This window comes from Enterobacter sp. BIDMC 30, assembly GCF_000534355.1.
Lineage (GTDB): Bacteria > Pseudomonadota > Gammaproteobacteria > Enterobacterales > Enterobacteriaceae > Enterobacter > Enterobacter ludwigii.
In genome coordinates, this window is the sequence record NZ_KI973169.1 from 670548 (window position 1) to 695865 (window position 25318).

At 54.7% G+C, this 25318-nt stretch carries 31 protein-coding genes; 25 read left to right on the forward strand and 6 right to left on the reverse strand.

Translation table 11 applies throughout. The features are described 5' to 3' along the window. Nucleotides 1-18 precede the first annotated feature (18 nt). Nucleotides 19-237, reverse strand: a complete 219-nt coding sequence (locus L466_RS19110; protein ID WP_003861664.1) for a YheU family protein — start codon at nt 235-237, stop codon at nt 19-21. Further along, a complete protein-coding gene (locus L466_RS19105; RefSeq protein WP_014171925.1) occupies nt 234-1256 on the reverse strand; it encodes a hydrolase in 1023 nt (340 codons plus the stop codon). Before L466_RS19105 ends, L466_RS19110 begins: the two co-directional genes overlap by 4 nt. Nucleotides 1257-1484: 228 nt before the next feature. Between L466_RS19105 and mdcA the strand changes: the two genes are divergently transcribed. The 8 genes from mdcA (at nt 1485) to mdcH (ending at nt 8530) form a co-directional block, all read left to right on the forward strand. Further along, a complete protein-coding gene (gene mdcA / locus L466_RS19100; RefSeq protein ID WP_014171924.1) occupies nt 1485-3140 on the forward strand; it encodes a malonate decarboxylase subunit alpha in 1656 nt (551 codons plus the stop codon). Next, complete coding sequence (locus tag L466_RS19095) at nt 3140-3997, forward strand: triphosphoribosyl-dephospho-CoA synthase (protein ID WP_020884594.1); 858 nt, start codon at nt 3140-3142, stop codon at nt 3995-3997. The genes mdcA and L466_RS19095 overlap by 1 nt, the downstream gene beginning before the upstream one ends. A gap of 9 nt (nt 3998-4006) precedes the next feature. Then, nucleotides 4007-4306 (forward strand): malonate decarboxylase acyl carrier protein, encoded by a 300-nt coding sequence (gene mdcC, locus L466_RS19090; protein WP_020884595.1) that lies wholly within the window; start codon nt 4007-4009, stop codon nt 4304-4306. Then, entirely contained in the window at nt 4299-5132 is an 834-nt protein-coding gene (locus tag L466_RS19085; RefSeq protein ID WP_014171921.1) for a biotin-independent malonate decarboxylase subunit beta, read from the forward strand. Before mdcC ends, L466_RS19085 begins: the two co-directional genes overlap by 8 nt. Continuing rightward, the gene (gene mdcE, locus L466_RS19080; RefSeq protein WP_032670503.1) at nt 5132-5932 is read left to right on the forward strand and encodes a biotin-independent malonate decarboxylase subunit gamma; all 801 of its coding nucleotides are present in this window, start codon (nt 5132-5134) and stop codon (nt 5930-5932) included. Before L466_RS19085 ends, mdcE begins: the two co-directional genes overlap by 1 nt. 122 nt (nt 5933-6054) lie before the next feature. Continuing rightward, complete coding sequence (locus L466_RS19075) at nt 6055-7014, forward strand: AEC family transporter (RefSeq protein ID WP_014171919.1); 960 nt, start codon at nt 6055-6057, stop codon at nt 7012-7014. Between the two features lie 2 nt (nt 7015-7016). After that, nucleotides 7017-7634 (forward strand): malonate decarboxylase holo-ACP synthase, encoded by a 618-nt coding sequence (locus L466_RS19070; protein ID WP_032680159.1) that lies wholly within the window; start codon nt 7017-7019, stop codon nt 7632-7634. Then, nucleotides 7634-8530, forward strand: a complete 897-nt coding sequence (gene mdcH / locus L466_RS19065) for a malonate decarboxylase subunit epsilon (protein WP_032680160.1) — start codon at nt 7634-7636, stop codon at nt 8528-8530. The genes L466_RS19070 and mdcH overlap by 1 nt, the downstream gene beginning before the upstream one ends. On the opposite strand, the gene L466_RS19060 is transcribed toward mdcH, so the two are convergent. Both L466_RS19060 and L466_RS19055 read right to left on the reverse strand, forming a co-directional pair. Then, nucleotides 8519-9469 carry a LysR family transcriptional regulator gene (locus L466_RS19060; protein WP_032680161.1) on the reverse strand — a complete coding sequence of 317 codons (951 nt, stop codon included), beginning with the start codon at nt 9467-9469 and terminating at the stop codon, nt 8519-8521. The genes mdcH and L466_RS19060 overlap by 12 nt on opposite strands. Nucleotides 9470-9484: 15 nt before the next feature. Beyond that, nucleotides 9485-11389: an ABC transporter ATP-binding protein gene (locus L466_RS19055; protein ID WP_032680162.1), complete on the reverse strand. Its 1905-nt coding sequence runs from the start codon at nt 11387-11389 to the stop codon at nt 9485-9487. Between the two features lie 144 nt (nt 11390-11533). On the opposite strand from L466_RS19055, the gene kefG reads away from it, so the two are divergent. The 4 genes from kefG (at nt 11534) to slyD (ending at nt 14789) form a co-directional block, all read left to right on the forward strand. After that, nucleotides 11534-12085 carry a glutathione-regulated potassium-efflux system ancillary protein KefG gene (gene kefG / locus L466_RS19050; protein WP_020884601.1) on the forward strand — a complete coding sequence of 184 codons (552 nt, stop codon included), beginning with the start codon at nt 11534-11536 and terminating at the stop codon, nt 12083-12085. Continuing rightward, nucleotides 12085-13890, forward strand: coding sequence for a glutathione-regulated potassium-efflux system protein KefB (kefB, locus tag L466_RS19045; protein WP_020884602.1), 1806 nt, complete (start codon nt 12085-12087; stop codon nt 13888-13890). The genes kefG and kefB overlap by 1 nt, the downstream gene beginning before the upstream one ends. Before the next feature lie 13 nt (nt 13891-13903). Beyond that, nucleotides 13904-14104 (forward strand): YheV family putative zinc ribbon protein, encoded by a 201-nt coding sequence (locus L466_RS19040; RefSeq protein ID WP_013099038.1) that lies wholly within the window; start codon nt 13904-13906, stop codon nt 14102-14104. Nucleotides 14105-14198: 94 nt separating this feature from the next. Further along, nucleotides 14199-14789: a peptidylprolyl isomerase gene (slyD, locus tag L466_RS19035; protein ID WP_014171912.1), complete on the forward strand. Its 591-nt coding sequence runs from the start codon at nt 14199-14201 to the stop codon at nt 14787-14789. 54 nt (nt 14790-14843) lie between these two features. On the opposite strand, the gene L466_RS19030 is transcribed toward slyD, so the two are convergent. Then, nucleotides 14844-15062 (reverse strand): protein SlyX, encoded by a 219-nt coding sequence (locus L466_RS19030; protein ID WP_020884603.1) that lies wholly within the window; start codon nt 15060-15062, stop codon nt 14844-14846. Between the two features lie 237 nt (nt 15063-15299). Here L466_RS19030 and fkpA point away from each other — a divergent pair, with 237 nt between their 5' ends. From fkpA to bfr, 11 genes are all read left to right on the forward strand, one after another. Next, on the forward strand, nt 15300-16121 hold the full coding sequence (gene fkpA, locus L466_RS19025; RefSeq protein WP_014171910.1) for an FKBP-type peptidyl-prolyl cis-trans isomerase: 822 nt from the start codon (nt 15300-15302) through the stop codon (nt 16119-16121). 166 nt (nt 16122-16287) lie between these two features. After that, nucleotides 16288-17010, forward strand: a complete 723-nt coding sequence (locus tag L466_RS19020; protein ID WP_014171909.1) for a helix-turn-helix transcriptional regulator — start codon at nt 16288-16290, stop codon at nt 17008-17010. Next, nucleotides 17010-17396, forward strand: a complete 387-nt coding sequence (gene tusD / locus L466_RS19015; protein ID WP_014171908.1) for a sulfurtransferase complex subunit TusD — start codon at nt 17010-17012, stop codon at nt 17394-17396. Before L466_RS19020 ends, tusD begins: the two co-directional genes overlap by 1 nt. Further along, on the forward strand, nt 17396-17755 hold the full coding sequence (gene tusC, locus L466_RS19010; protein ID WP_014171907.1) for a sulfurtransferase complex subunit TusC: 360 nt from the start codon (nt 17396-17398) through the stop codon (nt 17753-17755). Before tusD ends, tusC begins: the two co-directional genes overlap by 1 nt. A gap of 7 nt (nt 17756-17762) precedes the next feature. After that, nucleotides 17763-18050 (forward strand): sulfurtransferase complex subunit TusB, encoded by a 288-nt coding sequence (tusB, locus tag L466_RS19005; RefSeq protein WP_014171906.1) that lies wholly within the window; start codon nt 17763-17765, stop codon nt 18048-18050. A gap of 124 nt (nt 18051-18174) precedes the next feature. Continuing rightward, nucleotides 18175-18549, forward strand: coding sequence for a 30S ribosomal protein S12 (gene rpsL, locus L466_RS19000; protein ID WP_000246815.1), 375 nt, complete (start codon nt 18175-18177; stop codon nt 18547-18549). 96 nt (nt 18550-18645) lie between these two features. Then, a complete protein-coding gene (gene rpsG / locus L466_RS18995; protein ID WP_003861706.1) occupies nt 18646-19116 on the forward strand; it encodes a 30S ribosomal protein S7 in 471 nt (156 codons plus the stop codon). 96 nt (nt 19117-19212) lie between these two features. Then, nucleotides 19213-21327, forward strand: coding sequence for an elongation factor G (gene fusA, locus L466_RS18990; RefSeq protein ID WP_014171904.1), 2115 nt, complete (start codon nt 19213-19215; stop codon nt 21325-21327). A gap of 69 nt (nt 21328-21396) precedes the next feature. Continuing rightward, nucleotides 21397-22581 (forward strand): elongation factor Tu, encoded by a 1185-nt coding sequence (gene tuf, locus L466_RS18985; RefSeq protein ID WP_023323999.1) that lies wholly within the window; start codon nt 21397-21399, stop codon nt 22579-22581. A 179-nt stretch (nt 22582-22760) separates the two neighbouring features. Next, complete coding sequence (gene bfd / locus L466_RS18980) at nt 22761-22955, forward strand: bacterioferritin-associated ferredoxin (RefSeq protein WP_008503493.1); 195 nt, start codon at nt 22761-22763, stop codon at nt 22953-22955. Between the two features lie 72 nt (nt 22956-23027). Continuing rightward, nucleotides 23028-23504 carry a bacterioferritin gene (gene bfr, locus L466_RS18975; RefSeq protein ID WP_014171902.1) on the forward strand — a complete coding sequence of 159 codons (477 nt, stop codon included), beginning with the start codon at nt 23028-23030 and terminating at the stop codon, nt 23502-23504. On the opposite strand, the gene L466_RS18970 is transcribed toward bfr, so the two are convergent. Then, complete coding sequence (locus tag L466_RS18970) at nt 23488-23961, reverse strand: prepilin peptidase (protein WP_032680163.1); 474 nt, start codon at nt 23959-23961, stop codon at nt 23488-23490. The genes bfr and L466_RS18970 overlap by 17 nt on opposite strands. A 379-nt stretch (nt 23962-24340) precedes the next feature. Here L466_RS18970 and rpsJ point away from each other — a divergent pair, with 379 nt between their 5' ends. Next, a complete protein-coding gene (gene rpsJ / locus L466_RS18965; protein ID WP_001181005.1) occupies nt 24341-24652 on the forward strand; it encodes a 30S ribosomal protein S10 in 312 nt (103 codons plus the stop codon). 32 nt (nt 24653-24684) lie between these two features. After that, nucleotides 24685-25314, forward strand: a complete 630-nt coding sequence (gene rplC / locus L466_RS18960) for a 50S ribosomal protein L3 (protein WP_006178923.1) — start codon at nt 24685-24687, stop codon at nt 25312-25314. The last annotated feature ends 4 nt before the right edge of the window (nt 25315-25318 follow it).

Sequence of the window (25318 nt, forward strand, 5' to 3'; positions counted from 1 at the left end):
ACTGGAAAGGTTTAAAGATCAGCCATGAAACGCGTTGCGGGGCATGATATTGACCGTCTCATGCAGTTCAGACCATACCAGCACCACGTCGCCGCTTTTGAGTTGGCGCTTCACATCGTTGACCTTTTGCTCAAGCGAACGTTCATGTTCACCATAATCGGTACCTTCGCGCAAGACAAAGCTTTCAATCAGATTATCGAGCGTTTCGGGGGAGAGATCCTGCCACGGAATAATCATTTTGCACCGTCCAGATAAGGGGTAAGCCAGTCAGGAATACGCGACTCCAGCCACATTTTCGGGCGGCGCAACGTTCCACCGATGAACCCCACGTGACCACCATGCTCTGTCAGCTGATAGTGAACGTTGGCAGGCAGAAATTCCTGCGCGGGGATTGAGTGATGATCCATAAACGGGTCATCTTTGGCATGAATGATAAGCGTCGGTTGCGTGATCTTGCTGAGCAGCGGCATGGCGCTGCACTGACGGTAGTAGTCAATCGCATCGGCAAAACCGTGAATTTTGGCGGTGATCAGATCGTCGAATTCGCGGATGCGACGGACCTTTTTCAACTGACGCAGGCTCACCGGCAGCGTATCCGGATAGGCCTTCAACTTGCGCGCCGCGTTGGCTTTCAGCAGGTTGAGCAGGTAACGCTGATAGACCCGGGAAAAGCCTTTCTCCATATGGTAGCTGCACTGCTCCAGCATAAAGGGCGCGGAGACAATGACGGCCGCATCCAGCGGCACGGTGTCGCCCTCTTTTGCCAGCAGGCAGGCCAGCATATTGCCGCCCAGCGAGTAGCCCACGGCCGCCGTCGGGACGGTACCAAAGTTTTCCCGTAACCAGTGTAAAAACCAGGTGCCGTCTTCGGTTTCACCCGAGTGATAGATGCGCTTCTGGCGATTCGGTTCGCCGCTACAGCCGCGAAAGTGCATCACCACGCCGAGCCAGCCCCGCGCTTTGGCTGCCTGGATGAGCCCGTGTGCATAGGGACTGTGCAGACTGCCTTCCAGACCGTGAAAGACCACCAGACGCGGCTTGTGGCGCGCCTGTTCTGGCTCTTCGCTCCATGCCAGGTCCAGAAAGTCACCGTCCGGTAAGTCCAGTCGTTGCCAGTGCGGCGTAAACTGAACCTTACGGCGGATGAGTCGCGGCAGCATGGTCTGCAGATGGCAATTGGCCACGCCGCGCATGGGCACGAACTCGGTGCTGTCTTCGGCGATGATGTCGAAGTCTGATGGAATGATTTGGCTCATAACGGCGATGCTAATTCTTGTCAGTTATTTTCTGTTCTTTCCGAATTGTACCCCGTTTAGCCTGGTTTTCCGAAACATGAACTGATCTCGATCACAAATATTTACCTTGATTATTACTCTCAGGCTAATGATTCCGCCCTGCGCTTAATTGATGACTTCCTCGCCACAGCGCACACTTTACTCAACGTTAAGCAAATCAGAATGATGTGCTGAATCAGGAGGTTAATAATGTTATCTGGGCAAACACCCACCCGGCAATGGAACACACGACGCACCGAGAAAGCGCGTCGTCTGGCCTCCGTACCGGTGCAGGGCAAGGTACTGCCAACCGGCGATCTTGTCGCCATGCTGGAAAAACTGATCGCGCCTGGCGACAAAGTCGTTCTGGAAGGTAATAACCAGAAGCAGGCCGATTTCCTTTCACGCTCGCTGGCTGAAGTGAACCCGCAAATCGTGCATGACCTGCACATGATTATGCCAAGCGTGGGCCGTAGCGAGCATCTGGATATCTTTGAGAAAGGTATCGCCCGCAAGCTGGACTTCTCCTTCTCCGGTACCCAGAGCCTGCGCATCTCGCAGCTGCTGGAAGATGGTCAGCTCGAAATTGGCGCTATCCATACCTACATAGAACTCTATTCACGTCTGTACGTGGACCTCTCGCCAAACGTGGCGCTGATTGCCGGCTTTAAAGCGGACCGAAAAGGTAATCTTTATACCGGTGCAAGCACCGAAGATACCCCCGCGCTGGTGGAAGCGGCCGCGTTCCATGACGGCATTGTCATCGCACAGGTGAATGAGCTGGTGGACGACGAATGCGACCTGCCGCGCGTTGATATTCCCGGCTCCTGGATTGACTTCGTGGTGGTGGCCGACAAACCGTTCTTTATCGAACCGCTGTTTACCCGCGACCCGCGTCTCATCAAACAGGAACATATCCTGATGGCGATGATGGCCATTAAGGGCATTTATGCGGAACATCAGGTGCAATCCCTGAACCACGGGATTGGTTTCAATACCGCGGCGATTGAACTGCTGCTGCCGACCTACGGTGAACAGCTCGGCCTGAAAGGCAAAATCTGTAAACACTGGACCCTTAACCCGCACCCAACCCTGATCCCGGCGATTGAAAGCGGCTGGGTGGAAAGCGTGCACTGCTTCGGCGGCGAACTGGGGATGGAAGAGTACATTCGTGCACGTCCGGATATCTTCTTTACCGGTGCCGACGGCTCTATGCGTTCCAACCGCGCCTTCTGTCAGCTGGCAGGCCAGTACGCCGTTGATATGTTCATCGGGTCAACCCTGCAGGTCGACGGGTATGCCAACTCCTCAACCGTGACCCGTGGTCGTCTCTCTGGTTTCGGCGGTGCGCCAAACATGGGTCATGACCCGCATGGTCGTCGTCATGCCACCCCGGCCTGGCTGAACATGATCACCGAACCTGATCCGATGCAGCGCGGTAAAAAACTCGTCGTCCAGATGGTGGAAACCTTCCAGGCAGGCGTGAAACCGACCTTTGTGGAAAAACTCGATGCTGTTGACGTTGCGAAAGCGTCCGGGATGCCTCTGGCTCCGGTCATGATCTACGGCGACGACGTGACACATGTGCTGACGGAAGAGGGGATTGCTTACCTCTATCGCGCAGAAAGTCTTGAAGAGCGCCGGGCGATGGTTGCGGCCGTCGCGGGGATCACCGATATCGGTCTGGGCGTCGATGCCAAACGTGTGGCGCAGTTGCGCCAGAGCGGCAAAGTGGTTTACCCGGAAGATATGGGGATTCGTCGCACCGATGCCACCCGTTCTCTGCTGGCAGCAGGCAGCGTGTCAGACCTGGTTGAATGGTCTGGCGGTCTTTACAACCCACCTGCGAAATTCCGGAGCTGGTAATGAAACTTCTGCCCCAGATTCAGGTTGAAGGCGGTGCCGAATGGCTGGCGCGAACCGCCACGCAGTGTCTGATTGACGAAGCACAGTTAAGCCCGAAACCCGGTCTGGTGGACAGTCGGGGGAACGGCGCGCACCACGATCTGTCGCTCGCGTTGATGGAGCGTTCCGCGCGCAGCCTGACCCCCACGTTTCAGGCGCTGGCGCAACACAGCTGGCAGCGTCCGGCGGATATTGCGCTCAGGCAAACCATAGGGCGACTCGGCCGTGAAGGTGAGCAGCAGATGATGGCGGCTACCGACGGTGTAAATACCCACCGCGGCGCGATTTGGGCGCTGGGGCTGCTGGTCAGTGCCGTGGCGATGCTCGGTGGCGATGCCAGCGCGCAGGCGGTAGCGAATACCGCGGCACAGCTGGCGAAACTGCCCGATGACGCGGCGCCGAAAGTGTTCAGCAAAGGGCTACGCGCCACGCGCCGCTACCGGGTTCCGGGCGCACGTGAAGAGGCTCAGCAGGCATTTCCACACGTGATGCAGCGTGCTCTGCCGCAGCTTCGTCTGAGCCGTCTTAACGGCAGCAGCGAAACGTACGCAAGGCTCGATGCGCTGATGGCCATCATGACGTCGCTTACCGACACCTGCGTGCTGTCGCGCGCCGGGATGGCGGGGCTGGAGGCCATGCAGAACGGTGCGCGTGCGGTGCTGAGCGCCGGAGGATGCGCGACATCCGCAGGCCAGATGGCGCTGGCGAGATTAGACCGTCACATGCTGGCACTCAATGCCTCACCGGGCGGAGCAGCCGACCTGCTTGCCGCCACGCTGTTTCTCGATCGCATCGAAACGCCTTATTCAAAGCATTAAGAGGATGTTATGGAAAAAATCACATTAACCATGCCAGCGAGCCGCGCGTTAAGCGGCAAAGCGCTCGCAGGGGTTGTTGGTTCCGGGGATATGGAGGTGCTGTTTGCCGCCGAACCGGGCCAGACGTTAACCATTGATATCACCACGTCCGTCGACAACAGCCGCGGTCGCTGGGAGGCGTTATTCAACCGCCTGCACACCGTCAGCAGCCTGCCTGCAGGAAAACTGACGATCCACGACTTTGGCGCGACGCCGGGGGTGGCACGCATTCGTATCGAACAGGTTTTTGAAGGGGTGAGCCATGCGTGATGATCGGAGTTTTATTGAATTAAAAGCTCGCCAGCGTGCGCAGGCATTGCTGGACGACGGGAGCTATCGCGAACTGCTGGATCCTTTTGAAGGCATTATCTCCCCGTGGCTGGGGCCGCAGGGTATCGTTCCTCAGGCCGATGACGGCATGGTGGTCGCCAAAGGCACCCTCAACGGCCAGCCTGCGGTAGTGGTGGCGATCGAAGGTGCGTTCCAGGGCGGCAGCATGGGCGAAGTGTCCGGCGCCAAAATGGCGGCCGCGCTGGAGCTGGCAGCAGAAGATAACCGCAACGGGATCCCGACGCAGGCGGTACTGTGTCTCGAAACCGGCGGCGTGCGTCTGCAGGAAGCCAACCTGGGCCTGGCGGCCATTGCCGATATTCATGCGGCAATTGTTGACCTGCGTCGTTACACCCCGGTGGTCGGGATTGTGGCCGGGACCGTGGGCTGCTTCGGTGGGATGTCTATCGCTGCTGCACTGTGCAGCTACCTGATTGTCACCCGCGAAGCGCGTCTCGGTCTGAATGGTCCTCAGGTTATCGAGCAGGAAGCGGGAATTGAAGAGTATGACTCCCGCGACCGTCCGTTTATCTGGAGCATGACCGGTGGCGAAGTCCGCTATGAAAGCGGCCTGGTGGATGCGCTGGTTGGCGATGGCGTGAACGCGGTGAAAGCGGCGATGAACGACGCGATTGCCAAAGGCGTGCCTGCAAAACATCGCACCGATAACTATGACGATTACCTGAACCGTCTGACGAATTTCGACACCCGCAAACAGGCCGATGCCGAACAGATTAAAGCGCTCTTTGCCCGGGAGGTGAAATGATGACTAACTCAGTAAGCCGTGGCGAACTCTGGCTGCAAACGCTCGCGCCGAACGCCAGACGCCTGGAAGGGTTATGCCCGTCTGTACAGGCGGCCGATGGTGAACTTAACGGTGAAACGGTACGTTTTGTTGCCGTGGTACCGGATGCCAACAACCACTTCCCGCGCGCGGCGAAAGGGGAAGTCGGTCTGCTGGAAGGCTGGACGCTGGCAAAAGTGGTGAGCGAAACCGTTGCCGCCGATGCCAACAGCGCCGTGAAGCGCCCGATCGTGGCGGTGATTGACGTGCCAAGCCAGGCCTATGGCCGTCGTGAAGAGGCATTTGGTATTCACCAGGCGTTGGCCGGCGCGGCGGCGGCCTATGCTAACGCGCGTCTGGCCGGCCATCCGGTGATTGGGCTTATCGTTGGTAAAGCGATGTCCGGCGCGTTTCTGGCGCACGGGTACCAGGCAAACCGCCTGATTGCCTTTAACGATAAAGGCGTGCTGATCCATGCCATGGGTAAAGAGTCTGCGGCGCGTATTACGCTACGTACCGTGGACGCGCTGGAAAAACTGGCGGCAACGATCCCGCCAATGGCCTATGACATCAGCAACTACGCCACACTGGGGCTGCTTTCCAACCTGCTGGACATCAGCAACCCGGATGCCCCTTCTGAAAACGATCTGACGCAGGTGAAAACCACGCTGCAACAGGCCATCCATGACGCTCGTCAGGACAACACCCTGAAAAACCGTCTCGGTGCTGACAATCGCCGCAGCTCTGCCCTCGTACGCGAACGCATGCGGGCAAGCTGGTAAGTAAAAAGAGACCTGCCAGATGCACTCCCCGCGGACGTAACCGTTACGTCCGCGCGGGAACCTGCATCCTGAAAATAATAATCATCGCGCCAGTGCTTAAACTTTTTTACTACAGGTGAATTATGACTTACGTAATTGTTCATGCTCTTGCACCGATTTTCGTCATCATGCTGCTGGGATTCTGGGCCGGTAAGGCAAAGATGGTCGATAACAAAAATGTCTCCCTGCTCAATATTTTCGTCATGGATTTTGCTTTGCCTGCCGCGCTGTTCAGCGCCACGGTGCAAACCCCGTGGACCGGCATCGTAGCCCAGTCACCGCTGATTCTGGTGCTGACCCTGGCGATGTGGATAACCTACGCGGCCATTTACTTCCTCGCGACCAGCGTCTTTAAAAAATCCCCACAGGATGCCGCCGTGCTTACGCTGACGGTTGCGCTGCCAAACTATGCCGCGCTTGGCTTGCCGATTCTGGGCAGCGTGCTGGGTGAAAGTTCTTCAACCTCACTGTCCGTGGCGGTCTCTATTGCCTGTGGTTCGGTACTGATGACGCCGTTCTGCCTGCTGATTCTGGAACGTGAAAAAGCGCGTGCCGAAGGCAATAACTCCGGTTCAACGCTCTCGATGCTGCCGGTGCTGATGTGGCGCTCGATTAAAAAACCGATTGTGATGGGTCCCCTGCTGGGTGTGATTTTGTCTGCTATCGGCATCAAAATGCCTGAACTTGTTCTGGCCGCCATTAAGCCACTGGGGCTTTCTGCAACGGCTGCCGCGCTGTTCCTGACCGGGGTGATCCTCTCTGCGCGTAAGCTGCAGATCAACACCATGGTGATTACCTCAACCGTAGCCAAGCTTCTGATCCAGCCTGCGATTGCCTGGGGTATCGTTCTGATCTTCGGTCTGCACGGCTCCGTGGCGATCACCGCTATCCTGATGATTGCGCTCTCAGCCGGTTTCTTCGGCGTGGTGTTCGGTAACCGCTTTGGCGTGCAGTCTCCGGATGCGGAAGCGGTGCTGCTGTTAAGCTCGGTACTGTGTATCCTGTCGCTGCCACTGTTTATCTCGCTGACTTCAGGAATGTAATCATGACCACAACATTACGCCCTCACGACCTCATCTGGCTTAACGCGCGTGACGCGCTGGAAGGCATCACTGACGACTGGGTGGATGCGGTATGGCATACCGGTTTACCGGTGGTCGTGCGGCGTGATGTTGATAACGCTGGCCGTATTCCCGTTGGCGTACGCGGTTTACGCCGCGACCAGCGGGCGGCCGGTTGGGTGAAGCCAGACAACGTCGTGCGGGTGGTCTCACCCGAGGCGTTGAGCGTGACCGCCGATCTTCTGCGTTCACCGTTTGTGACTCAGCCACCGGTTCAGGTGGCATTGCAACTTTCTCAGCAGTCATGGCCGTGGACGTGGGGAATTACGGGCAGCACGGGCTACGCCCTGGCGACCGGTATCCCGGTCATTCATGCCGACAGCGATCTCGATCTGCTGGTGCGAGCCCCTCAGCCTCTGTCGGCTGACGCTTTTCGTGTCTGGGCGTCACAGCTCAGCCGCGCGTTATGTCGGGCAGACACCCAGGTCGACACCCCTGAAGGCGGCTTTGCGCTGACGGAGTGGCTGCGCAACGGCAAAACGTTGCTGAAGACCCGCCGTGGGCCACGTCTGGTGGCGGACCCGTGGCACAGGGAGGAGTGATGAAAATACTGTTTACCTTTCCAGGGCAGGGCACCCAGCATGTCGGTATGCTGCAAAACCTGCCTGGCACGACGCTGGAGCGGGCCCGCGAGGTATTGGGTGGCGAAGTCGATACGCTGGATACCGCGGCAGCGTTAACCCACACGCGAGCCGTTCAGCTTTCGTTGTTAATTGCCGGTGTTGCCTGGGCGCGTGAGCTTGAACAACACGGCGTGGCACCGGATATCGTCAGCGGTCTGTCTATTGGCGCGTATCCGGCCGCGGTCATTGCCGGAGCGCTGGAATTTGCCGACGCGCTGAAGCTGGTCGCGCTGCGTGGCGATCTCATGGAGCAAGCCTATCCGCACGGTTATGGCCTGACCGCGATAATGGGGCTGACCCTGCCTCAGGTTGAAGCGCTGCTGGAAGGCACCGGAACGTATATCGCCAATTTGAACGCGGAAACACAGATTGTGATCGCCGGCACCGATGAGGGGATGGCGCAGGTGGCGAAACGCGCGCTGGCAAAAGGGGCTAATAAGGCGCATCGGCTGACCGTCAGCGTGCCTTCCCATTGCGAGCTGTTGGCGGAGCCGGCGCACAAGCTGGTGGAGGCATTCACATCCGTCACGCTCACACGCCCGCGCTGTGCTTACCTGAGCGGCAGCACAGGACGCGTGCTCTGGACGCCTGAGAAAATCGCGGACGATCTGGCGATGAATATGGCGCGCACGGTGCGCTGGCAGGAAGCGGTGATTTCTGCCAACGAGCGTGAAGCTCGGCTGGCGATTGAAATGCCACCAGGCGGAGTACTGACCTGCCTGACGCGTCAGGCGGCCTGGGAAGGGGAGTCGGTTTCGCTGGAGCGCAGTGGTGTAGACGTGGCGGTACACCTCGCTAAGCGGCTACAGCGGTAGGGTCTGCGCAGGGTCGGTGGCGATACTGCGGGCATACATTCGCCCTTCGGCTGCCAGTGCCCGCAGGCTGGGGTCTTGCTCGCGGTTGCGGGCAAACACAATGGCAATCAACTGCTGCATTTGATACGGCTGGGCCAGCTTCAGTAGCTGTACTGAGTTCTCATACACTTTCTTCATTCTGCCTGGCATGAGCGTAAAGCCCACGCCCGCCTGCACCAGACTCAGCATCGAGAAAATGTCATTTACGCGGGTGACGATTTCCGGTTCGAAACCGGCAATATGAAACGCCTCCTGAAACCCGGCGTAGGTGGCAAACCCTTCCGACAGCGCGACAAACTTCTGGTCTTTGTAATCACGTAAGTCGGCAGGCCCGCTGGTGTTCAGCGTGGCAGAGGCAGGCGCGGCAAGAAAAATGTCGTCATGGAACAGGGGGAGCACTTCCAGACTGTTGCGGTCGATATCGCTTTCGGAAATAGAGATGAGGATGGCGTCGAGCAAACCGTCGTCCAGCATACGCAACAGGGTCTCGTTAGAGCCCATCGTCAGGTCCATCTCCAGGTCCGGACGGCGCAGTTTCATCCCCATAATCAGGTGTGGCACGGTTTCCAGCGTCAGCGAGTAGAGCGTGCCGACGCGCAGTCGTCCCTGGCCAACACCGGCCGTTTTGCGCGCTTCTTCCAGCCCGCGCGCCATTACCTGCATCACTTCCTGACAATATTCCAGCAGCGTCCAGGCTGAAGGCAGCGCAATGAGATTGCGACCTTTGTGCGTAAAGAGCGGGCAGCGCACATTTTCTTCGAGAGTATGCAGCGCGCGGTGCACGCTAACGCCGCTCAGGCCAAGCGCTTCGGCGGTACGGGCGATGTTGCCCTTCTCCATAAAGGTCATGAAGATGCTGAGTTTACGAAATGTAATGTCGCTCGTGATATCGAAACTCATAACCCTCCCGGGGATTTAGTCGGCCTGCAGCATGGCTTCCAGCTGTTCCTGGGCGTCCAGCCACGCCATCTCGCACGCTTCGAGGCTGGATTTCGTCTTCGCCTGTGTCTGCAGGCAGTCGGTCAGTTCCGCCTTACGGCTCTGGTCATACAGACCGCTGTCGCCCAGCTTCTCTTCAACGGTAGCCAGCAGAGCGTTAAGTTTCTCCATCTCCTTTTCGAGACGGGCAATCTCTTTACGCAGCGGCTGGGTCTGAGTACGCAGTTCCGCTTCACGGCGCTTCTGGTCTTTACGCGCCTGGGCGCTGTTGGCGTTATCTTTCGACGAGTCGTCCGGCTGGTTTTCCTGCTTCTGCACGTCCGTTAGCCACTGCTGATAGTCTTCCAGATCGCCATCGAACGGCTCGACTTTGCCATCGTGCACTAAATAGAGAACGTCCGTTGTGGAGCGGATCAGGTGACGATCGTGCGAGACGACAACCAGCGCGCCTTCAAACTCAATTAACGCTTCGGTCAGCGCCTGACGCATGTCGAGATCGAGGTGGTTTGTAGGTTCATCGAGCAGCAACAGGTTCGGACGCTGCCAGACGATAAGCGCCAGCACCAGACGCGCTTTCTCGCCGCCGGAGAAACGTTCGGTGTTTTCGGTGACTTTATCGCCCTGGAAGCCAAAGCCGCCAAGGTAATCGCGCAGCTTCTGCTCCATCTCCTGCGGCGCCAGTCGCGCGAGGTGCTGGATGGGCGATTCATCTGCGCGTAAGAATTCCAGCTGATGCTGGGCGAAGTAGCCAAGCTTAATGCCTTTTGCCAGGCCGATCTCGCCGCTGACCGGGTTAAGCTCGCCCGCGAGTAGTTTAATCAGCGTCGATTTACCGGCGCCGTTACGTCCCAGCAGACCAATACGTGAACCCGGCACCAGGTTGAGCTTGATGGAGTCGAGAATAATGCGATCGCCGTAGCCAGCGCTCACCTTTTCCATCTTCAGCAGTGGGTTCGGCAGGCTCTCGGGCTCGCGAAAACTGAAGTGGAACGGGTTATCGACGTGCGCCGGGGCGATCATCTCCATGCGTTCCAGCATCTTGATGCGGCTCTGGGCCTGCTTGGCTTTAGAGGCTTTTGCCTTGAAGCGGTCAACAAAGCTTTGCAGATGCGCCACGCGCTGCTGCTGGCTTTCGTACATCGCCTGCTGTTGAGCAAGGCGCGTCGCGCGCTGGCGCTCGAATGAGCTGTAGTTGCCGGTGTATTCAAACAGGCTTTGCTGTTCGATATGAATGATTTTATCCACCACCGGGTCGAGGAAGTCGCGGTCGTGGGAGATCAGAATCAGAGTGCCCTGATAGCTCTTGAGCCACTTCTCCAGCCAAATAACCGCATCGAGATCGAGGTGGTTAGTGGGTTCATCAAGCAGCAGCAGGTCGGAACGGCAAATCAGTGCCTGCGCCAGGTTAAGGCGCATACGCCAGCCACCGGAGAAGTCGCTGACGGGGCGTTCAAGCTGTTCGTTGCTGAAACCCAGACCGTGCAGCAGGCTGGAGGCGCGGGAGCGAATGGTCCATGCGTCGATGGCGTCCAGCTTACCGTGGACGGTGGCGATAGCATGACCGTCATTACGCTCGTTGGCGGCGTTCAGTTCAGCTTCCAGCTTACGGTATTCACGATCGCCGTCGATAACATAGTCGAGAGCGGGTTCGCTCAGGGCAGGCGTCTCCTGATTTACCCAGGCAAGCTGCCAGTTGCCCGGATAGGTAAAGTTACCGCCGTCAGCGCTAATCTCGTTTTTCAGCAGCGCAAGCAGGGTCGATTTTCCGCAGCCGTTTTTGCCGACCAGACCCACTTTTTGACCGGGATTGATAGTGGCGGAGGCGTTATCCAGCAGGACGCGCACGCCGCGGCGAATTTGTAACGAGGAGAAAACAATCATAGAAGCGCCGTATGTTCCGACTATGTTAATTTGTCATTATGATAATGTAAGGTGTGGGCCATTTTCCGCACCGGGCCGCCATGGTAGCCCAAAACAACGACGATACACAAAAACAGAAACAGAAACAGAACCGGGAGGGGAGTGATGTCTCAGACAGCGAAAGTGCTGCTGCTGTATGCCCATCCGGAATCTCAGGACTCGGTGGCAAACCGGGTTCTGCTTAAGCCGGCTACTCAGCTCAGCAATGTGACGGTGCACGATCTCTACGCGCACTATCCTGATTTCTTTATTGATATTCCTTACGAGCAGGAACTGCTGCGTCAGCATGACGTGATAGTGTTCCAGCATCCGCTTTATACCTATAGCTGTCCGGCACTGCTGAAAGAGTGGCTGGACCGTGTGCTGAGCCGGGGGTTCTCCAGCGGGGTGGGGGGCAACCAGCTGGCGGGAAAGTACTGGCGCAGTGTCATTACGACCGGTGAGCCAGAGAGCGCTTACCGCCACGACGGTCTTAACCGTTATCCCATGAGCGATATCCTGCGGCCGTTTGAGCTGACGGCCGCGATGTGCCGCATGCACTGGATGAGCCCGATTATTGTCTACTGGGCGCGTCGCCAGAAGCCTGAAGCGCTGGCGAGCCACGCCAGAGCGTATGGCGATTGGCTGGCATCACCGATTTCGGCGGGAGGTCGCTAATGGAAGGATCGAATTTACTCCTGGCCGGCGTGCTGTTTTTATTTGCAGCAGTGGTGGCGGTTCCGCTGGCCGCCCGGCTGGGCATTGGCGCGGTGCTGGGCTACCTGCTGGCCGGGATCGCCATTGGCCCCTGGGGGCTGGGATTCATCAGCGATGTGGATGAAATTCTCCACTTCTCTGAACTGGGCGTGGTGTTCCTGATGTTCATCATTGGCCTCGAACTGAACCCGTCAAAACTGTGGCAGCTCCGGCGATCGATATTTGGCGTGGGGGCGGCGCAGGTCTTGTTCAGTGCCGCGATTCTGGCCGGGCTGTTAATGCTGACCAACTTCTCGTGGCAGGCGGCGGTGATCGGCGGAATAGGTCTTGCGATGTCGTCGACAGCGATGGCGCTGCAGCTAATGCGTGACAAAGGGATGAACCGCAACGAGGCAGGACAGCTGGGCTTTTCGGTACTGCTGTTTCAGGACCTGGCCGTGATCCCGGCGCTGGCACTGGTGCCGTTACTGGCAGGCTCTGGTGACGATCATTTTGACTGGGTCAAAATCTCCATGAAGGTGCTGGCCTTCGCCGGCATGCTGATTGGCGGACGTTTCCTGCTGCGGCCGGTGTTTCGTTTTATTGCCGCCTCTGGCGTGCGCGAGGTGTTTACTGCCGCGACGCTGCTGCTGGTGCTGGGCTCGGCATTGTTTATGGATGCGCTGGGGCTGTCGATGGCGCTCGGTACGTTTATCGCCGGGGTGCTTCTTGCCGAAAGCGAATATCGTCATGAACTGGAAACGGCTATCGATCCGTTTAAAGGGCTGCTGTTAGGGTTGTTCTTTATTTCGGTGGGAATGGCGCTCAACCTGGGCGTGCTCTATACCCATTTGCTGTGGGTGGTGATGAGCGTTGTTGTGCTGGTGGCGGTAAAAACGCTGGTGCTGTATGTCATGGCACGGATATACGGGCTGCGCAGTTCCGAGCGCATGCAGTTTGCCAGCGTCTTAAGTCAGGGCGGAGAGTTCGCGTTCGTGCTGTTCTCCACCGCCTCCTCCCAGAAGCTGTTTAAAGACGATCAGATGGCGCTGCTGCTGGTAACGGTCACGCTGTCGATGATGACCACCCCGCTGCTCATCAGGCTGGTGGATAAGCTGCTCTCACGGCGCTTAAATCCGACAGAGGATGAAGATGAGATGCCGTGGGTGGAGGATGATAAGCCGCAGGTGATTGTGGTGGGCTTTGGCCGCTTTGGGCAGGTGATTGGACGTCTGCTGATGGCGAACAAAATGCGCATTACGGTACTGGAGCGCGATATCAGCGCGGTGAACCTGATGCGTAAATACGGCTACAAGGTTTACTACGGCGACGCGACCCAGCTCGAACTGTTGCGTTCAGCGGGAGCAGAAGCGGCAGAATCCATCGTGATTACCTGCAACGATCCGGAAGATACGATGAAGCTGGTGGAACTGTGCCAGCAGCATTTCCCGCATCTGCATATTCTGGCGCGTGCGCGTGGACGTGTTGAAGCGCACGAACTGCTGCAGGCAGGTGTGAAGCACTTCTCCCGTGAGACATTTTCCAGTGCGCTGGAGTTGGGACGTAAAGCGCTGATTTCGCTGGGCATGCATCCTCATCAGGCTCAGCGGGCCCAGATGCATTTTCGCCGGCTGGACATGCGAATGCTGCGCGAATTAATGCCGGTACACTCTGATACGGCGCAGATCTCCCGCGTGCGGGAAGCGCGTCGGGAGCTGGAAGAGATTTTCCAGCGAGAGATGCAACAGGAACGACGCCAGCTCGATGGCTGGGATGAATTTGAATAAAGGGTAACGAAAGATGGCTGTACGTAAACGCTTTATTGCGGGCGCAAAATGCCCGAGCTGCCAGGCGCAAGATACGCTGGCGATGTGGCGGGAAAATAATATTGATGTCGTAGAGTGTGTTAAGTGCGGTCATCAGATGCGCGAGGCGGATAAAGAAGCCCGCGATCATGTTCGCAAAGAAGAGCAAGTTATCGGGATTTTTCATCCGGACTAGCGATATGCCCTGAGTTTTTTTAAGCTAAAGGGTACACGGGTGCAGATTTCCGCTACAATCTGCGCCAGCAATTTTCCCTTGCTCAGGAGATATCATGAAAGTAGCAAAAGACCTGGTGGTCAGCCTGGCCTATCAGGTACGTACAGAAGACGGTGTGTTGGTTGATGAGTCTCCGGTGAGTGCGCCGCTTGACTACCTGCATGGTCACGGTTCCCTGATTTCCGGCCTGGAAAACGCGCTGGAAGGTCACGACGTTGGCGACAAATTCGACGTTGCTGTTGGCGCGAACGACGCTTACGGTCAGTACGACGACAACCTGGTGCAGCGCGTTCCTAAAGACGTGTTCATGGGCGTTGACGAACTGCAGGTTGGCATGCGCTTCCTGGCTGAAACTGACCAGGGTCCGGTTCCTGTTGAAATCACTGAAGTGGAAGACGACCACGTTGTGGTTGACGGCAACCACATGCTGGCTGGCCAGAACCTGAAATTCAACGTAGAAGTTGTTGCGATCCGTGAAGCGACCGAAGAAGAGCTGGCTCATGGCCACGTTCACGGTGCGCACGGTCACGACCATGACCACGATCACGGCCACGACGGCTGCTGTGGTGGTCACGGCCACGATCACGACCATGGTCACGACCACGGTAAAGGTGGTTGCGGTAACGGCGGCTGCGGTTGCCACTAATTCCGTTATGCGGAAAATAAAAAAGCGGGATAATAATCCCGCTTTTTTTACGCCTCAATAGTGAGGTGGTGGCGTCTCTTCTGACTGAGAGGCAATATGTGACGGCTGTGTGGCCTTCAGTTTGTCCGTCAGCAGGCGCATGAGATCCCGCAGTTTCGCCATTTCCAGTTCATGTGCGGTCACGGTCTGGTTTAGCTCTTCGATGGTGATGTCCTGAAAAGCCAGGCGGCTTTCCAGCTCAGCCATTCTCGCTTCTAACATTGTGTCCTTCATCATTCACCTCGTTGTATCTCATTAACCACAATCGGCCAGCGGCGGCGAAGTTTAACTGAGTTTATCCTTAAGTTCAGTATCTATCCCCTTGGCAAGAAACTTATTTAAACAAAAATAGTCTGAAAAGTGGCGAGAATCGGGAGAGTCTGTCTGTAGATTTCTTCCGCAACGTTTTATAGTACGTAACTCATTTACGTTTAACGCTGGGGTGAGAGTCCCCAGGCCCTGGAGATATGGATGAAATCACTGTTTAAAGTAACGCTGCTGGCGACGACGATGGCTGTTGCGCTGAACGCGCCGCTGTCCTTCGCTGCTGATACTGCTGCGAAGCCTGCTGCAACTGCAGACAGCAAAGCGGCGTTCAAAAATGACGACCAGAAATCCGCCTACGCACTTGGCGCATCTCTGGGTCGTTACATGGAAAACTCTCTGAAAGAACAAGAGAAACTGGGCATTAAACTGGACAAAGCTCAGCTGATCGCGGGCGTTCAGGACGCATTTGCAGATAAGAGCAAACTGTCTGACCAGGAAATTGAACAGACTCTGCAGGCGTTCGAAGCACGTGTGAAAGGTGCCGCTCAGACTAAGATGGAAGCGGATGCAAAAGACAACGAAGCGAAAGGCAAAGCCTACCGCGATACCTTTGCTAAAGAGAAGGGCGTGAAAACCTCCTCTACGGGTCTGGTGTACAAAGTTGAGAAAGAAGGTACCGGTGATGCGCCTAAAGACAGCGATACTGTCGTGGTTAACTACAAAGGTACGCTGATCGACGGTAAAGAGTTCGATAACTCTTACACCCGTGGTGAGCCTCTCTCCTTCCGTCTGGATGGTGTGATCCCAGGCTGGACTGAAGGTCTGAAAAACATCAAGAAAGGTGGCAAGATCAAACTGGTTATTCCACCGGATCTGGCATATGGCAAAACCGGCGTTCCAGGTATCCCTGCTAACTCTACCCTGGTCTTTGACGTAGAGCTGCTGGATATCAAGCCAGCGCCGAAAGCTGATGCGAAACCAGAAGCGCAGGCAGAACAGAAAGCTGCGACAGACGCGAAGAAGTAATGGAATGAAAACCGCCGCCTTTAAGGCGGCGGTTTTTTTTATTGTGGGGCAGATATAATTAACACTGGAAAGCGTTATGCACGCTGTATTAATTTAGTTGTCCGTGTAGATAATGAGCCTGCCCTGAAAACCTAACGACAGGCTCCTGAAAAGGAGTGTTTTTTTCATGTCCAGGTCGCTTTTAACCAACGAAACCAGTGAACTTGATTTACTGGATCAACGTCCTTTCGACCAGACCGACTTCGATATTCTGAAATCCTACGAGGCGGTAGTGGACGGGTTAGCGATGCTCATTGGGTCCCACTGCGAAATCGTATTGCACTCCCTGCAAGATCTTAAGTGTTCCGCCATCCGCATTGCTAATGGTGAGCATACTGGCCGTAAAATTGGTTCGCCAATCACCGACCTTGCATTGCGTATGCTGCATGACATGACCGGCGCGGACAGCAGCGTCTCCAAATGTTATTTCACCCGCGCCAAAAGCGGCGTACTGATGAAATCAGAAACCATCGCGATTCGAAATCGCGAGCATCGCGTGATCGGTCTGTTGTGCATCAACATGAACCTTGATGTGCCGTTCTCGCAAATCATGAGTACTTTCATACCGCCTGAAACGCCGGACGTTGGCTCCTCAGTTAACTTTGCCTCCTCGGTTGAAGATCTGGTGACGCAGACGCTTGAGTTCACTATCGAAGAGGTGAATGCCGATCGCAACGTATCGAACAACGCCAAGAATCGTCAGATCGTGCTGAATCTCTATGAGAAAGGGATTTTTGACATCAAAGACGCCATTAACCAGGTGGCCGATCGCCTGAACATTTCCAAGCATACGGTCTACCTCTACATCCGCCAGTTCAAAAGCGGTGATTTCCAGGGGCAAGACAAGTAATGCGTTTTTCGCTGATGGTGACAGGCCCGGCGTATGGTACTCAGCAGGCCAGCAGCGCGCTGCAGTTTGCGCATGCGTTACTGGCTGCCGGACATGAGCTGGTGAGTGTCTTCTTTTATCGGGAAGGGGTGTATAACGCCAACCAGTTTACCTCACCGGCCAGCGATGAATTTGATCTGGTGCGCGCCTGGCAGACGCTGAACGAGACAAGGGGGGTTGCGCTGCATATCTGCGTGGCGGCAGCCCTGCGTCGCGGCGTGACCGATGCCACCGAAGCTGAACGTCTTGGCTTGCCAGGGGCCAACCTGCAGCCGGGGTTTTCGTTGAGCGGTCTGGGCGCACTGGCACAGGCTGCGTTAACCTGCGACAGAGTGGTGCAATTCTGATGAAACGCGTGGCGTTTGTTTTTTCATCTGCTCCGCACGGTAGTGCGTCCGGCAGAGAAGGGCTGGATGCGTTGCTCGCAACATCAGCACTGACCGAAGACATCGGTGTCTTCTTTTTAGGGGATGGCGTGTTTCAGCTTCTGGCAGGCCAGCAGCCGCAGGCTATTCTGGCGCGGGATTACATCGCGACCTTTAAAGTGCTGCCGCTTTACGACATTGAAACCTTTTTTGTCTGCGCTGATTCTCTTGCTGCGCGCGGTCTGAGCGATAAGACGTCTTTCGTGCTGGATGTAACACTCCTCCCGGCCGACGCGCTGCGCGACCAACTTTCCCATTACGACACTGTTCTGAATTTCTGAGGCTGACATGCTCCATACCCTGAGCCGTTCACCGTGGCATTGTGATATCGACGCATTACTGAGTATGCTGCGCGAAGGTGATGACCTGCTGCTGATTCAGGATGGCGTACTGGCTGCGCTTGAAGGGAGTCGTTTTGTTGAAATTCTCAGCAATGCCCCCATATCCGTCTCTGCGCTGAAAGACGATCTTGAGGCGCGAGGTCTTTCTGGTCAAATTTCAGCCAAAATTGACGTGGTTGGCTATACTGATTTCGTCAATCTTACTGTGACGCACGCCAGTCAAATGAACTGGTGATCCGAGATCGCTGTATATTTCTTGACACCTTTTCGACGTAGCCCTAAAATTTCGCGTCCTCATATTGTATGAGGTCGTTTTATTACGTGTTTACGAAGCAAAAGCTAAAACCAGGAGCTATTTAATGGCAACAGTTAACCAGCTGGTACGCAAACCACGTGCGCGCAAAGTTGCAAAAAGCAACGTGCCTGCACTGGAAGCCTGCCCGCAGAAACGTGGCGTATGTACTCGTGTATATACCACCACTCCTAAAAAACCAAACTCCGCACTGCGTAAAGTATGCCGTGTGCGTTTGACTAACGGTTTCGAAGTGACTTCCTACATCGGTGGTGAAGGTCACAACCTGCAGGAGCACTCCGTGATCCTGATCCGTGGCGGTCGTGTTAAAGACCTTCCGGGTGTTCGTTACCACACCGTTCGTGGTGCGCTGGACTGCTCAGGTGTTAAAGACCGTAAGCAGGCTCGCTCCAAGTACGGCGTGAAGCGTCCTAAGGCTTAATGGTTCTCCGTTAAGTAAGGCCAAACTGATTTATCTTAATGTCAAACTAAACTCGTAGAGTTTTGGACAATCCTGAATTAACAACGGAGTATTCCCATGCCACGTCGTCGCGTCATTGGTCAGCGTAAAATTCTTCCAGATCCGAAATTCGGATCAGAACTGCTGGCAAAATTTGTAAATATCCTGATGGTAGATGGTAAAAAATCTACTGCAGAAGCAATCGTATACAGCGCGCTGGAGACCCTGGCTCAGCGCTCTGGTAAAAATGAACTGGAAGCTTTCGAAGTCGCTCTCGACAACGTGCGCCCGACTGTAGAAGTTAAGTCTCGCCGCGTTGGTGGTTCTACTTATCAGGTTCCAGTTGAAGTTCGTCCGGTTCGTCGTAATGCTCTGGCAATGCGTTGGATCGTTGAAGCTGCTCGTAAACGCGGTGATAAATCCATGGCTCTGCGTCTGGCGAACGAACTTTCTGATGCTGCAGAAAACAAAGGTACTGCAGTTAAGAAACGTGAAGACGTTCACCGTATGGCAGAAGCCAACAAGGCGTTCGCACACTACCGTTGGTAATCCCTTCGGAGTATTAGTCACCAGGCGGGCGCTTCAGCGAAGCTGCCCGTCCTGGGTTACTTAACTGAACGCCTAAAGAAACAAACGAGGAATCAAATGGCTCGTACAACACCCATCGCACGTTACCGTAACATTGGTATCAGTGCGCACATCGACGCCGGTAAGACCACTACTACCGAACGTATTCTGTTCTACACCGGTGTAAACCATAAAATCGGTGAAGTTCATGACGGCGCAGCCACCATGGACTGGATGGAACAGGAGCAGGAGCGTGGTATTACTATCACCTCCGCAGCGACTACTGCATTCTGGTCAGGTATGGCTAAGCAGTACGAACCGCATCGCGTTAACATCATCGACACCCCAGGGCACGTTGACTTCACCATCGAAGTAGAACGTTCCATGCGTGTTCTTGACGGCGCGGTAATGGTTTATTGCGCAGTTGGTGGTGTTCAGCCACAGTCTGAGACCGTATGGCGTCAGGCGAACAAATATAAAGTTCCACGCATCGCGTTCGTTAACAAAATGGACCGTATGGGTGCTAACTTCCTGAAAGTTGTTGGTCAGATCAAATCCCGTCTGGGCGCGAACCCTGTTCCGCTGCAGCTGGCAATTGGTGCTGAAGAAGGCTTCACCGGCGTTATCGACCTGGTGAAAATGAAAGCCATCAACTGGAACGATGCAGACCAGGGCGTTACCTTCGAATACGAAGATATCCCAGCTGAGATGCAGGACCTGGCTGACGAATGGCACCAGAACCTGATCGAATCCGCTGCTGAAGCTTCTGAAGAGCTGATGGAGAAATACCTGGGTGGTGAAGAACTGACTGAAGAAGAGATCAAAAAAGCTCTGCGTCAGCGTGTTCTGAACAACGAAATCATCCTGGTAACCTGTGGTTCTGCATTCAAGAACAAAGGTGTTCAGGCGATGCTGGATGCGGTAATTGATTACCTGCCATCCCCGGTTGACGTTCCTGCGATCAACGGCATCCTGGACGACGGTAAAGATACTCCGGCTGAACGTCACGCAAGCGACGAAGAGCCGTTCTCTGCACTGGCGTTCAAAATTGCTACCGACCCATTCGTGGGTAACCTGACCTTCTTCCGCGTTTACTCTGGTGTGGTTAACTCCGGTGACACCATCCTGAACTCCGTGAAAACGGCGCGTGAACGTTTTGGCCGTATCGTACAGATGCACGCTAACAAACGTGAAGAGATCAAAGAAGTTCGTGCGGGCGACATCGCTGCAGCAATCGGTCTGAAAGACGTGACTACTGGTGACACCCTGTGTGACCCGGATCACCCGATCATTCTGGAGCGTATGGAATTCCCTGAGCCGGTAATCTCCATCGCGGTTGAACCAAAAACCAAAGCTGACCAGGAAAAAATGGGTCTGGCTCTGGGCCGTCTGGCGAAAGAAGACCCATCATTCCGCGTATGGACTGATGAAGAATCTAACCAGACCATCATCGCTGGTATGGGTGAACTGCACCTGGACATCATCGTTGACCGTATGAAGCGTGAATTCAACGTTGAAGCGAACGTGGGTAAACCTCAGGTTGCTTACCGCGAAGCGATTCGTGCGAAAGTTACCGATGTTGAAGGTAAACACGCTAAGCAGTCTGGTGGTCGCGGTCAGTACGGTCACGTTGTGATCGACATGTACCCACTGGAGCCGGGCTCTAACCCTAAAGGTTACGAGTTCATCAACGACATCAAAGGTGGTGTAATTCCTGGCGAATACATCCCAGCCGTTGATAAAGGTATCCAGGAACAGCTGAAAGCGGGCCCTCTGGCTGGCTATCCGGTTGTTGACATGGGTGTCCGTCTGCACTTCGGTTCTTACCACGACGTTGACTCCTCTGAACTGGCGTTTAAACTGGCTGCGTCTATTGCCTTTAAAGAAGGCTTTAAGAAAGCAAAACCAGTTCTGCTTGAGCCAATCATGAAGGTTGAAGTAGAGACTCCTGAAGAGAACACCGGTGACGTTATCGGTGACTTGAGCCGTCGTCGCGGTATGCTGCGCGGTCAGGAATCCGAAGTAACTGGCGTTAAGATCCATGCTGAAGTTCCGCTGTCTGAAATGTTCGGATATGCAACTCAGCTGCGTTCTCTGACCAAAGGTCGTGCATCATACACCATGGAATTCCTGAAGTATGATGATGCGCCTAACAACGTTGCTCAGGCCGTTATCGAAGCCCGTGGTAAGTAATCCACAGGATTAAAACCTAAGTCCCGTGCTCTCTCCGAAGGGGAGAGCACTATAGTAAGGAATATAGCCGTGTCTAAAGAAAAATTTGAACGTACAAAACCGCACGTCAACGTTGGTACTATCGGCCACGTTGACCATGGTAAAACTACCCTGACCGCTGCAATCACTACCGTACTGGCTAAAACCTACGGCGGTGCTGCTCGTGCATTCGACCAGATCGATAACGCACCAGAAGAAAAAGCGCGTGGTATCACCATCAACACTTCTCACGTTGAATATGACACCCCGACTCGCCACTACGCACACGTAGACTGCCCAGGCCACGCCGACTATGTTAAAAACATGATCACCGGTGCTGCGCAGATGGACGGCGCGATCCTGGTTGTTGCTGCGACTGACGGCCCAATGCCTCAGACTCGTGAGCACATCCTGCTGGGTCGTCAGGTAGGCGTTCCTTACATCATCGTGTTCCTGAACAAATGTGACATGGTTGATGACGAAGAGCTGCTGGAACTGGTAGAGATGGAAGTTCGTGAACTGCTGTCTCAGTACGATTTCCCAGGCGACGACACTCCAATCGTTCGTGGTTCCGCGCTGAAAGCGCTGGAAGGCGACGCTGAGTGGGAAGCGAAAATCATCGAACTGGCTGGCTTCCTGGATTCTTACATCCCAGAACCAGAGCGTGCGATTGATAAGCCGTTCCTGCTGCCAATCGAAGACGTATTCTCCATCTCCGGTCGTGGTACCGTTGTTACCGGTCGTGTTGAGCGCGGTATCATCAAAGTTGGCGAAGAAGTTGAAATCGTTGGTATCAAAGAGACTGCTAAGTCTACCTGTACTGGCGTTGAAATGTTCCGCAAACTGCTGGACGAAGGCCGTGCTGGTGAGAACGTAGGTGTTCTGCTGCGTGGTATCAAACGTGAAGAAATCGAACGTGGTCAGGTACTGGCTAAGCCAGGCTCAATCAAGCCACACACCAAGTTCGAATCTGAAGTGTATATCCTGTCCAAAGACGAAGGCGGCCGTCATACTCCGTTCTTCAAAGGCTACCGTCCACAGTTCTACTTCCGTACAACTGACGTGACCGGTACCATCGAGCTGCCAGAAGGCGTTGAGATGGTAATGCCAGGCGACAACATCAAGATGGTTGTGACTCTGATCCACCCAATCGCGATGGACGACGGTCTGCGTTTCGCAATCCGTGAAGGCGGCCGTACCGTTGGCGCGGGCGTTGTTGCTAAAGTTCTGGGCTAATTACTTATCCCTGAATTAAAAAAGGACGCTTCGGCGTCCTTTTTTGTTTTCTGCCGTTATGTGTCTGTCACAAATTTTCGCATTTTTCGTCCTCTCCCGCCCCGTATACGGGTGTTTGTGCTATTGTAATCATAACCATTCTCACTTACACTTTGCGCATATTTTGAACGGGAGTCTTTATGTACGTTTGTTTATGTAATGGTGTAAGTGACAAAAAAATACGTCAGGCCGTTCGCCAGTTTCAGCCACAGTCCTTCCAGCAGCTTCGCAAATTTGTTCCAGTGGGAAATCAATGCGGTAAATGTGTACGTGCTGCACGTGAGATCATGCAGGACGAATTGATGCAGATCCCGGAATACAAAGAGATTGCGTAAGCGCCCATCTTTTTTTTGACATCCCTGTAGCCCGATCTACGCTTCAATGAGTGGAAGCGGAGGGACTATATAATGAAAGGTGATGTTAAAATCATAAGTTATCTCAATAAATTATTGGGAAATGAGCTTGTCGCGATCAATCAGTATTTTCTCCATGCGAGAATGTTCAAAAACTGGGGCCTGATGCGCCTCAACGATGTTGAATACCACGAATCCATCGATGAGATGAAACATGCCGATAAATACATCGAGCGTATTTTATTCCTTGAAGGCATTCCTAACCTGCAGGATCTCGGCAAACTCGGCATCGGTGAAGATGTTGAAGAGATGCTACGATCCGACCTCAGGCTCGAGCTTGAAGGCGCAAAAGATCTCCGCGAAGCCATTGCCTATGCGGACAGTGTTCATGACTACGTCAGCCGCGATATGATGATCCAGATTCTGGCCGATGAAGAAGGGCACATTGACTGGCTTGAAACTGAGCTGGATCTCATCAGTAAAATTGGTCTGCAGAATTATCTTCAATCCCAGATTAAAGTGGCTGACTAAACAGTGTCTGCCAGCCAACGCTTAAACCCGCTGCCGCCAGAAATGGCCCAAAAGGCAGTGGGTTTTTTAATGCCTGTTTATCAGGAGCCGGTAAAGAGAGAATGAGCTGGTAAAGAAGCGCCACCAATGCGGCGGTTAACACCAGTGCGGGCAATATGTGCCAACCGTGCCACGCCCCCAGTGCCGAAAGATATTTCACGTCGCCATAGCCCATCCCTTCACGTCCAGTCAGAAGCCGGTAGCCCCAGTAGATAATCGCAAAGCTCACATACCCTGCCATCGCGCCAGTCACTGCGTTCGAAAGAAAGTCAGGATGAAGGCAACGCTGGAAGAGCAGGCCGGTCCATAAGAGGGGACAGAGGTATTTATCCGGGAGAAGGCCGGCACGAATATCTTCACGTACCAGTAAACCGGAGAGTGCGAAGTAAACGAGCAGAAAGGGGAGGGGAGTCAGCATACGCAAAGCCTCAAAGATGTTTGGTGCATACTCTTCTCATGATGCAAGGCCAGCAATGTCCGTACACAGGAATTGCGTGAGGGGTTCATAAGAAGAGATGAAAGCAGACAGGTTGCTGCAAATAATGGAATGCCCTACGCATCGCATGTCTTTGGCGCTTAATTTCTAAACGGCACTTGCGTCTTGCTCAGATTTACGTATAATGCGCGGGCTTGTCGTAGTTGACGGCGGGTTCAATCTGAACCGGAGTAGCTAATTTTGTTACTCAACAATGCTCCCAATCGGGGAGCTACGTAAGAACGGTTACACTCTCCCATCAATCGTAATGGGTTTGAGGAGTAATCATTTTCGTTTATAAAATAATTGGAGCTCTGGTCTCATGCAGAACCAAAGAATCCGTATCCGCCTTAAAGCGTTTGATCATCGTCTGATCGATCAATCAACCGCGGAAATCGTCGAGACTGCTAAGCGCACTGGTGCGCAAGTCCGTGGTCCGATCCCGCTGCCGACCCGCAAAGAGCGCTTTACCGTTCTGATCTCTCCGCACGTTAACAAAGATGCGCGTGATCAGTACGAAATCCGCACTCACAAGCGTCTGGTTGACATCGTTGAGCCAACTGAGAAAACCGTTGATGCTCTGATGCGTCTGGATCTGGCTGCCGGTGTAGACGTGCAGATCAGCCTGGGTTAATCAGGTCATCGAGCGATTGAGAGGTTGAAACAATGATTGGTTTAGTCGGTAAAAAAGTGGGAATGACCCGCATCTTCACTGAAGATGGCGTTTCTATCCCAGTAACCGTAATCGAAGTTGAAGCAAACCGCGTTACTCAGGTTAAAGATCTGGCTAACGATGGCTACCGCGCTGTTCAGGTTACCACCGGTGCTAAAAAAGCTAACCGTGTAACCAAACCAGAAGCGGGTCACTTCGCTAAAGCTGGCGTTGAAGCTGGCCGTGGTCTGTGGGAATTCCGTCTTGCTGAAGGCGAAGAGTTCACCGTAGGTCAAGACATTAGCGTTGAGCTGTTTGCTGACGTTAAAAAAGTTGACGTAACCGGTACCTCTAAAGGTAAAGGTTTTGCTGGTACCGTTAAGCGCTGGAACTTCCGTACCCAGGACGCTACTCACGGTAACTCCTTGTCTCACCGCGTTCCGGGTTCTATCGGTCAGAACCAGACTCCGGGCAAAGTGTTCAAAGGCAAGAAAATGGCAGGTCAGCTGGGTAACGAACGTGTAACCGTTCAGAGCCTGGACGTAGTACGTGTTGACGCTGAGCGCAACCTGCTGCTGGTTAAGGGTGCTGTTCCGGGTGCTACCGGTAGCGACCTGATCGTTAAACCAGCTGTGAAGGCGTAAGGGG

Coding starts and splice junctions, on each gene's coding strand:
- L466_RS19060 (WP_032680161.1), bottom strand. CDS start 9,469: ATGAGTTTCGATATCACGAGCGACATTACATTTCGTAAACTCAGCATC.
- L466_RS19070 (WP_032680159.1), top strand. CDS start 7,017: ATGACCACAACATTACGCCCTCACGACCTCATCTGGCTTAACGCGCGT.
- L466_RS19055 (WP_032680162.1), bottom strand. CDS start 11,389: ATGATTGTTTTCTCCTCGTTACAAATTCGCCGCGGCGTGCGCGTCCTG.
- kefG (WP_020884601.1), top strand. CDS start 11,534: ATGTCTCAGACAGCGAAAGTGCTGCTGCTGTATGCCCATCCGGAATCT.
- L466_RS19030 (WP_020884603.1), bottom strand. CDS start 15,062: ATGAAGGACACAATGTTAGAAGCGAGAATGGCTGAGCTGGAAAGCCGC.
- fkpA (WP_014171910.1), top strand. CDS start 15,300: ATGAAATCACTGTTTAAAGTAACGCTGCTGGCGACGACGATGGCTGTT.
- kefB (WP_020884602.1), top strand. CDS start 12,085: ATGGAAGGATCGAATTTACTCCTGGCCGGCGTGCTGTTTTTATTTGCA.
- L466_RS19020 (WP_014171909.1), top strand. CDS start 16,288: ATGTCCAGGTCGCTTTTAACCAACGAAACCAGTGAACTTGATTTACTG.
- mdcC (WP_020884595.1), top strand. CDS start 4,007: ATGGAAAAAATCACATTAACCATGCCAGCGAGCCGCGCGTTAAGCGGC.
- bfr (WP_014171902.1), top strand. CDS start 23,028: ATGAAAGGTGATGTTAAAATCATAAGTTATCTCAATAAATTATTGGGA.
- mdcE (WP_032670503.1), top strand. CDS start 5,132: ATGACTAACTCAGTAAGCCGTGGCGAACTCTGGCTGCAAACGCTCGCG.
- L466_RS19040 (WP_013099038.1), top strand. CDS start 13,904: ATGGCTGTACGTAAACGCTTTATTGCGGGCGCAAAATGCCCGAGCTGC.
- tusB (WP_014171906.1), top strand. CDS start 17,763: ATGCTCCATACCCTGAGCCGTTCACCGTGGCATTGTGATATCGACGCA.
- L466_RS19095 (WP_020884594.1), top strand. CDS start 3,140: ATGAAACTTCTGCCCCAGATTCAGGTTGAAGGCGGTGCCGAATGGCTG.
- mdcA (WP_014171924.1), top strand. CDS start 1,485: ATGTTATCTGGGCAAACACCCACCCGGCAATGGAACACACGACGCACC.
- bfd (WP_008503493.1), top strand. CDS start 22,761: ATGTACGTTTGTTTATGTAATGGTGTAAGTGACAAAAAAATACGTCAG.
- L466_RS19110 (WP_003861664.1), bottom strand. CDS start 237: ATGATTATTCCGTGGCAGGATCTCTCCCCCGAAACGCTCGATAATCTG.
- mdcH (WP_032680160.1), top strand. CDS start 7,634: ATGAAAATACTGTTTACCTTTCCAGGGCAGGGCACCCAGCATGTCGGT.
- rplC (WP_006178923.1), top strand. CDS start 24,685: ATGATTGGTTTAGTCGGTAAAAAAGTGGGAATGACCCGCATCTTCACT.
- slyD (WP_014171912.1), top strand. CDS start 14,199: ATGAAAGTAGCAAAAGACCTGGTGGTCAGCCTGGCCTATCAGGTACGT.
- L466_RS19075 (WP_014171919.1), top strand. CDS start 6,055: ATGACTTACGTAATTGTTCATGCTCTTGCACCGATTTTCGTCATCATG.
- L466_RS19105 (WP_014171925.1), bottom strand. CDS start 1,256: ATGAGCCAAATCATTCCATCAGACTTCGACATCATCGCCGAAGACAGC.
- fusA (WP_014171904.1), top strand. CDS start 19,213: ATGGCTCGTACAACACCCATCGCACGTTACCGTAACATTGGTATCAGT.
- tusD (WP_014171908.1), top strand. CDS start 17,010: ATGCGTTTTTCGCTGATGGTGACAGGCCCGGCGTATGGTACTCAGCAG.
- L466_RS18970 (WP_032680163.1), bottom strand. CDS start 23,961: ATGCTGACTCCCCTCCCCTTTCTGCTCGTTTACTTCGCACTCTCCGGT.
- L466_RS19085 (WP_014171921.1), top strand. CDS start 4,299: ATGCGTGATGATCGGAGTTTTATTGAATTAAAAGCTCGCCAGCGTGCG.
- tusC (WP_014171907.1), top strand. CDS start 17,396: ATGAAACGCGTGGCGTTTGTTTTTTCATCTGCTCCGCACGGTAGTGCG.
- rpsG (WP_003861706.1), top strand. CDS start 18,646: ATGCCACGTCGTCGCGTCATTGGTCAGCGTAAAATTCTTCCAGATCCG.
- rpsL (WP_000246815.1), top strand. CDS start 18,175: ATGGCAACAGTTAACCAGCTGGTACGCAAACCACGTGCGCGCAAAGTT.
- rpsJ (WP_001181005.1), top strand. CDS start 24,341: ATGCAGAACCAAAGAATCCGTATCCGCCTTAAAGCGTTTGATCATCGT.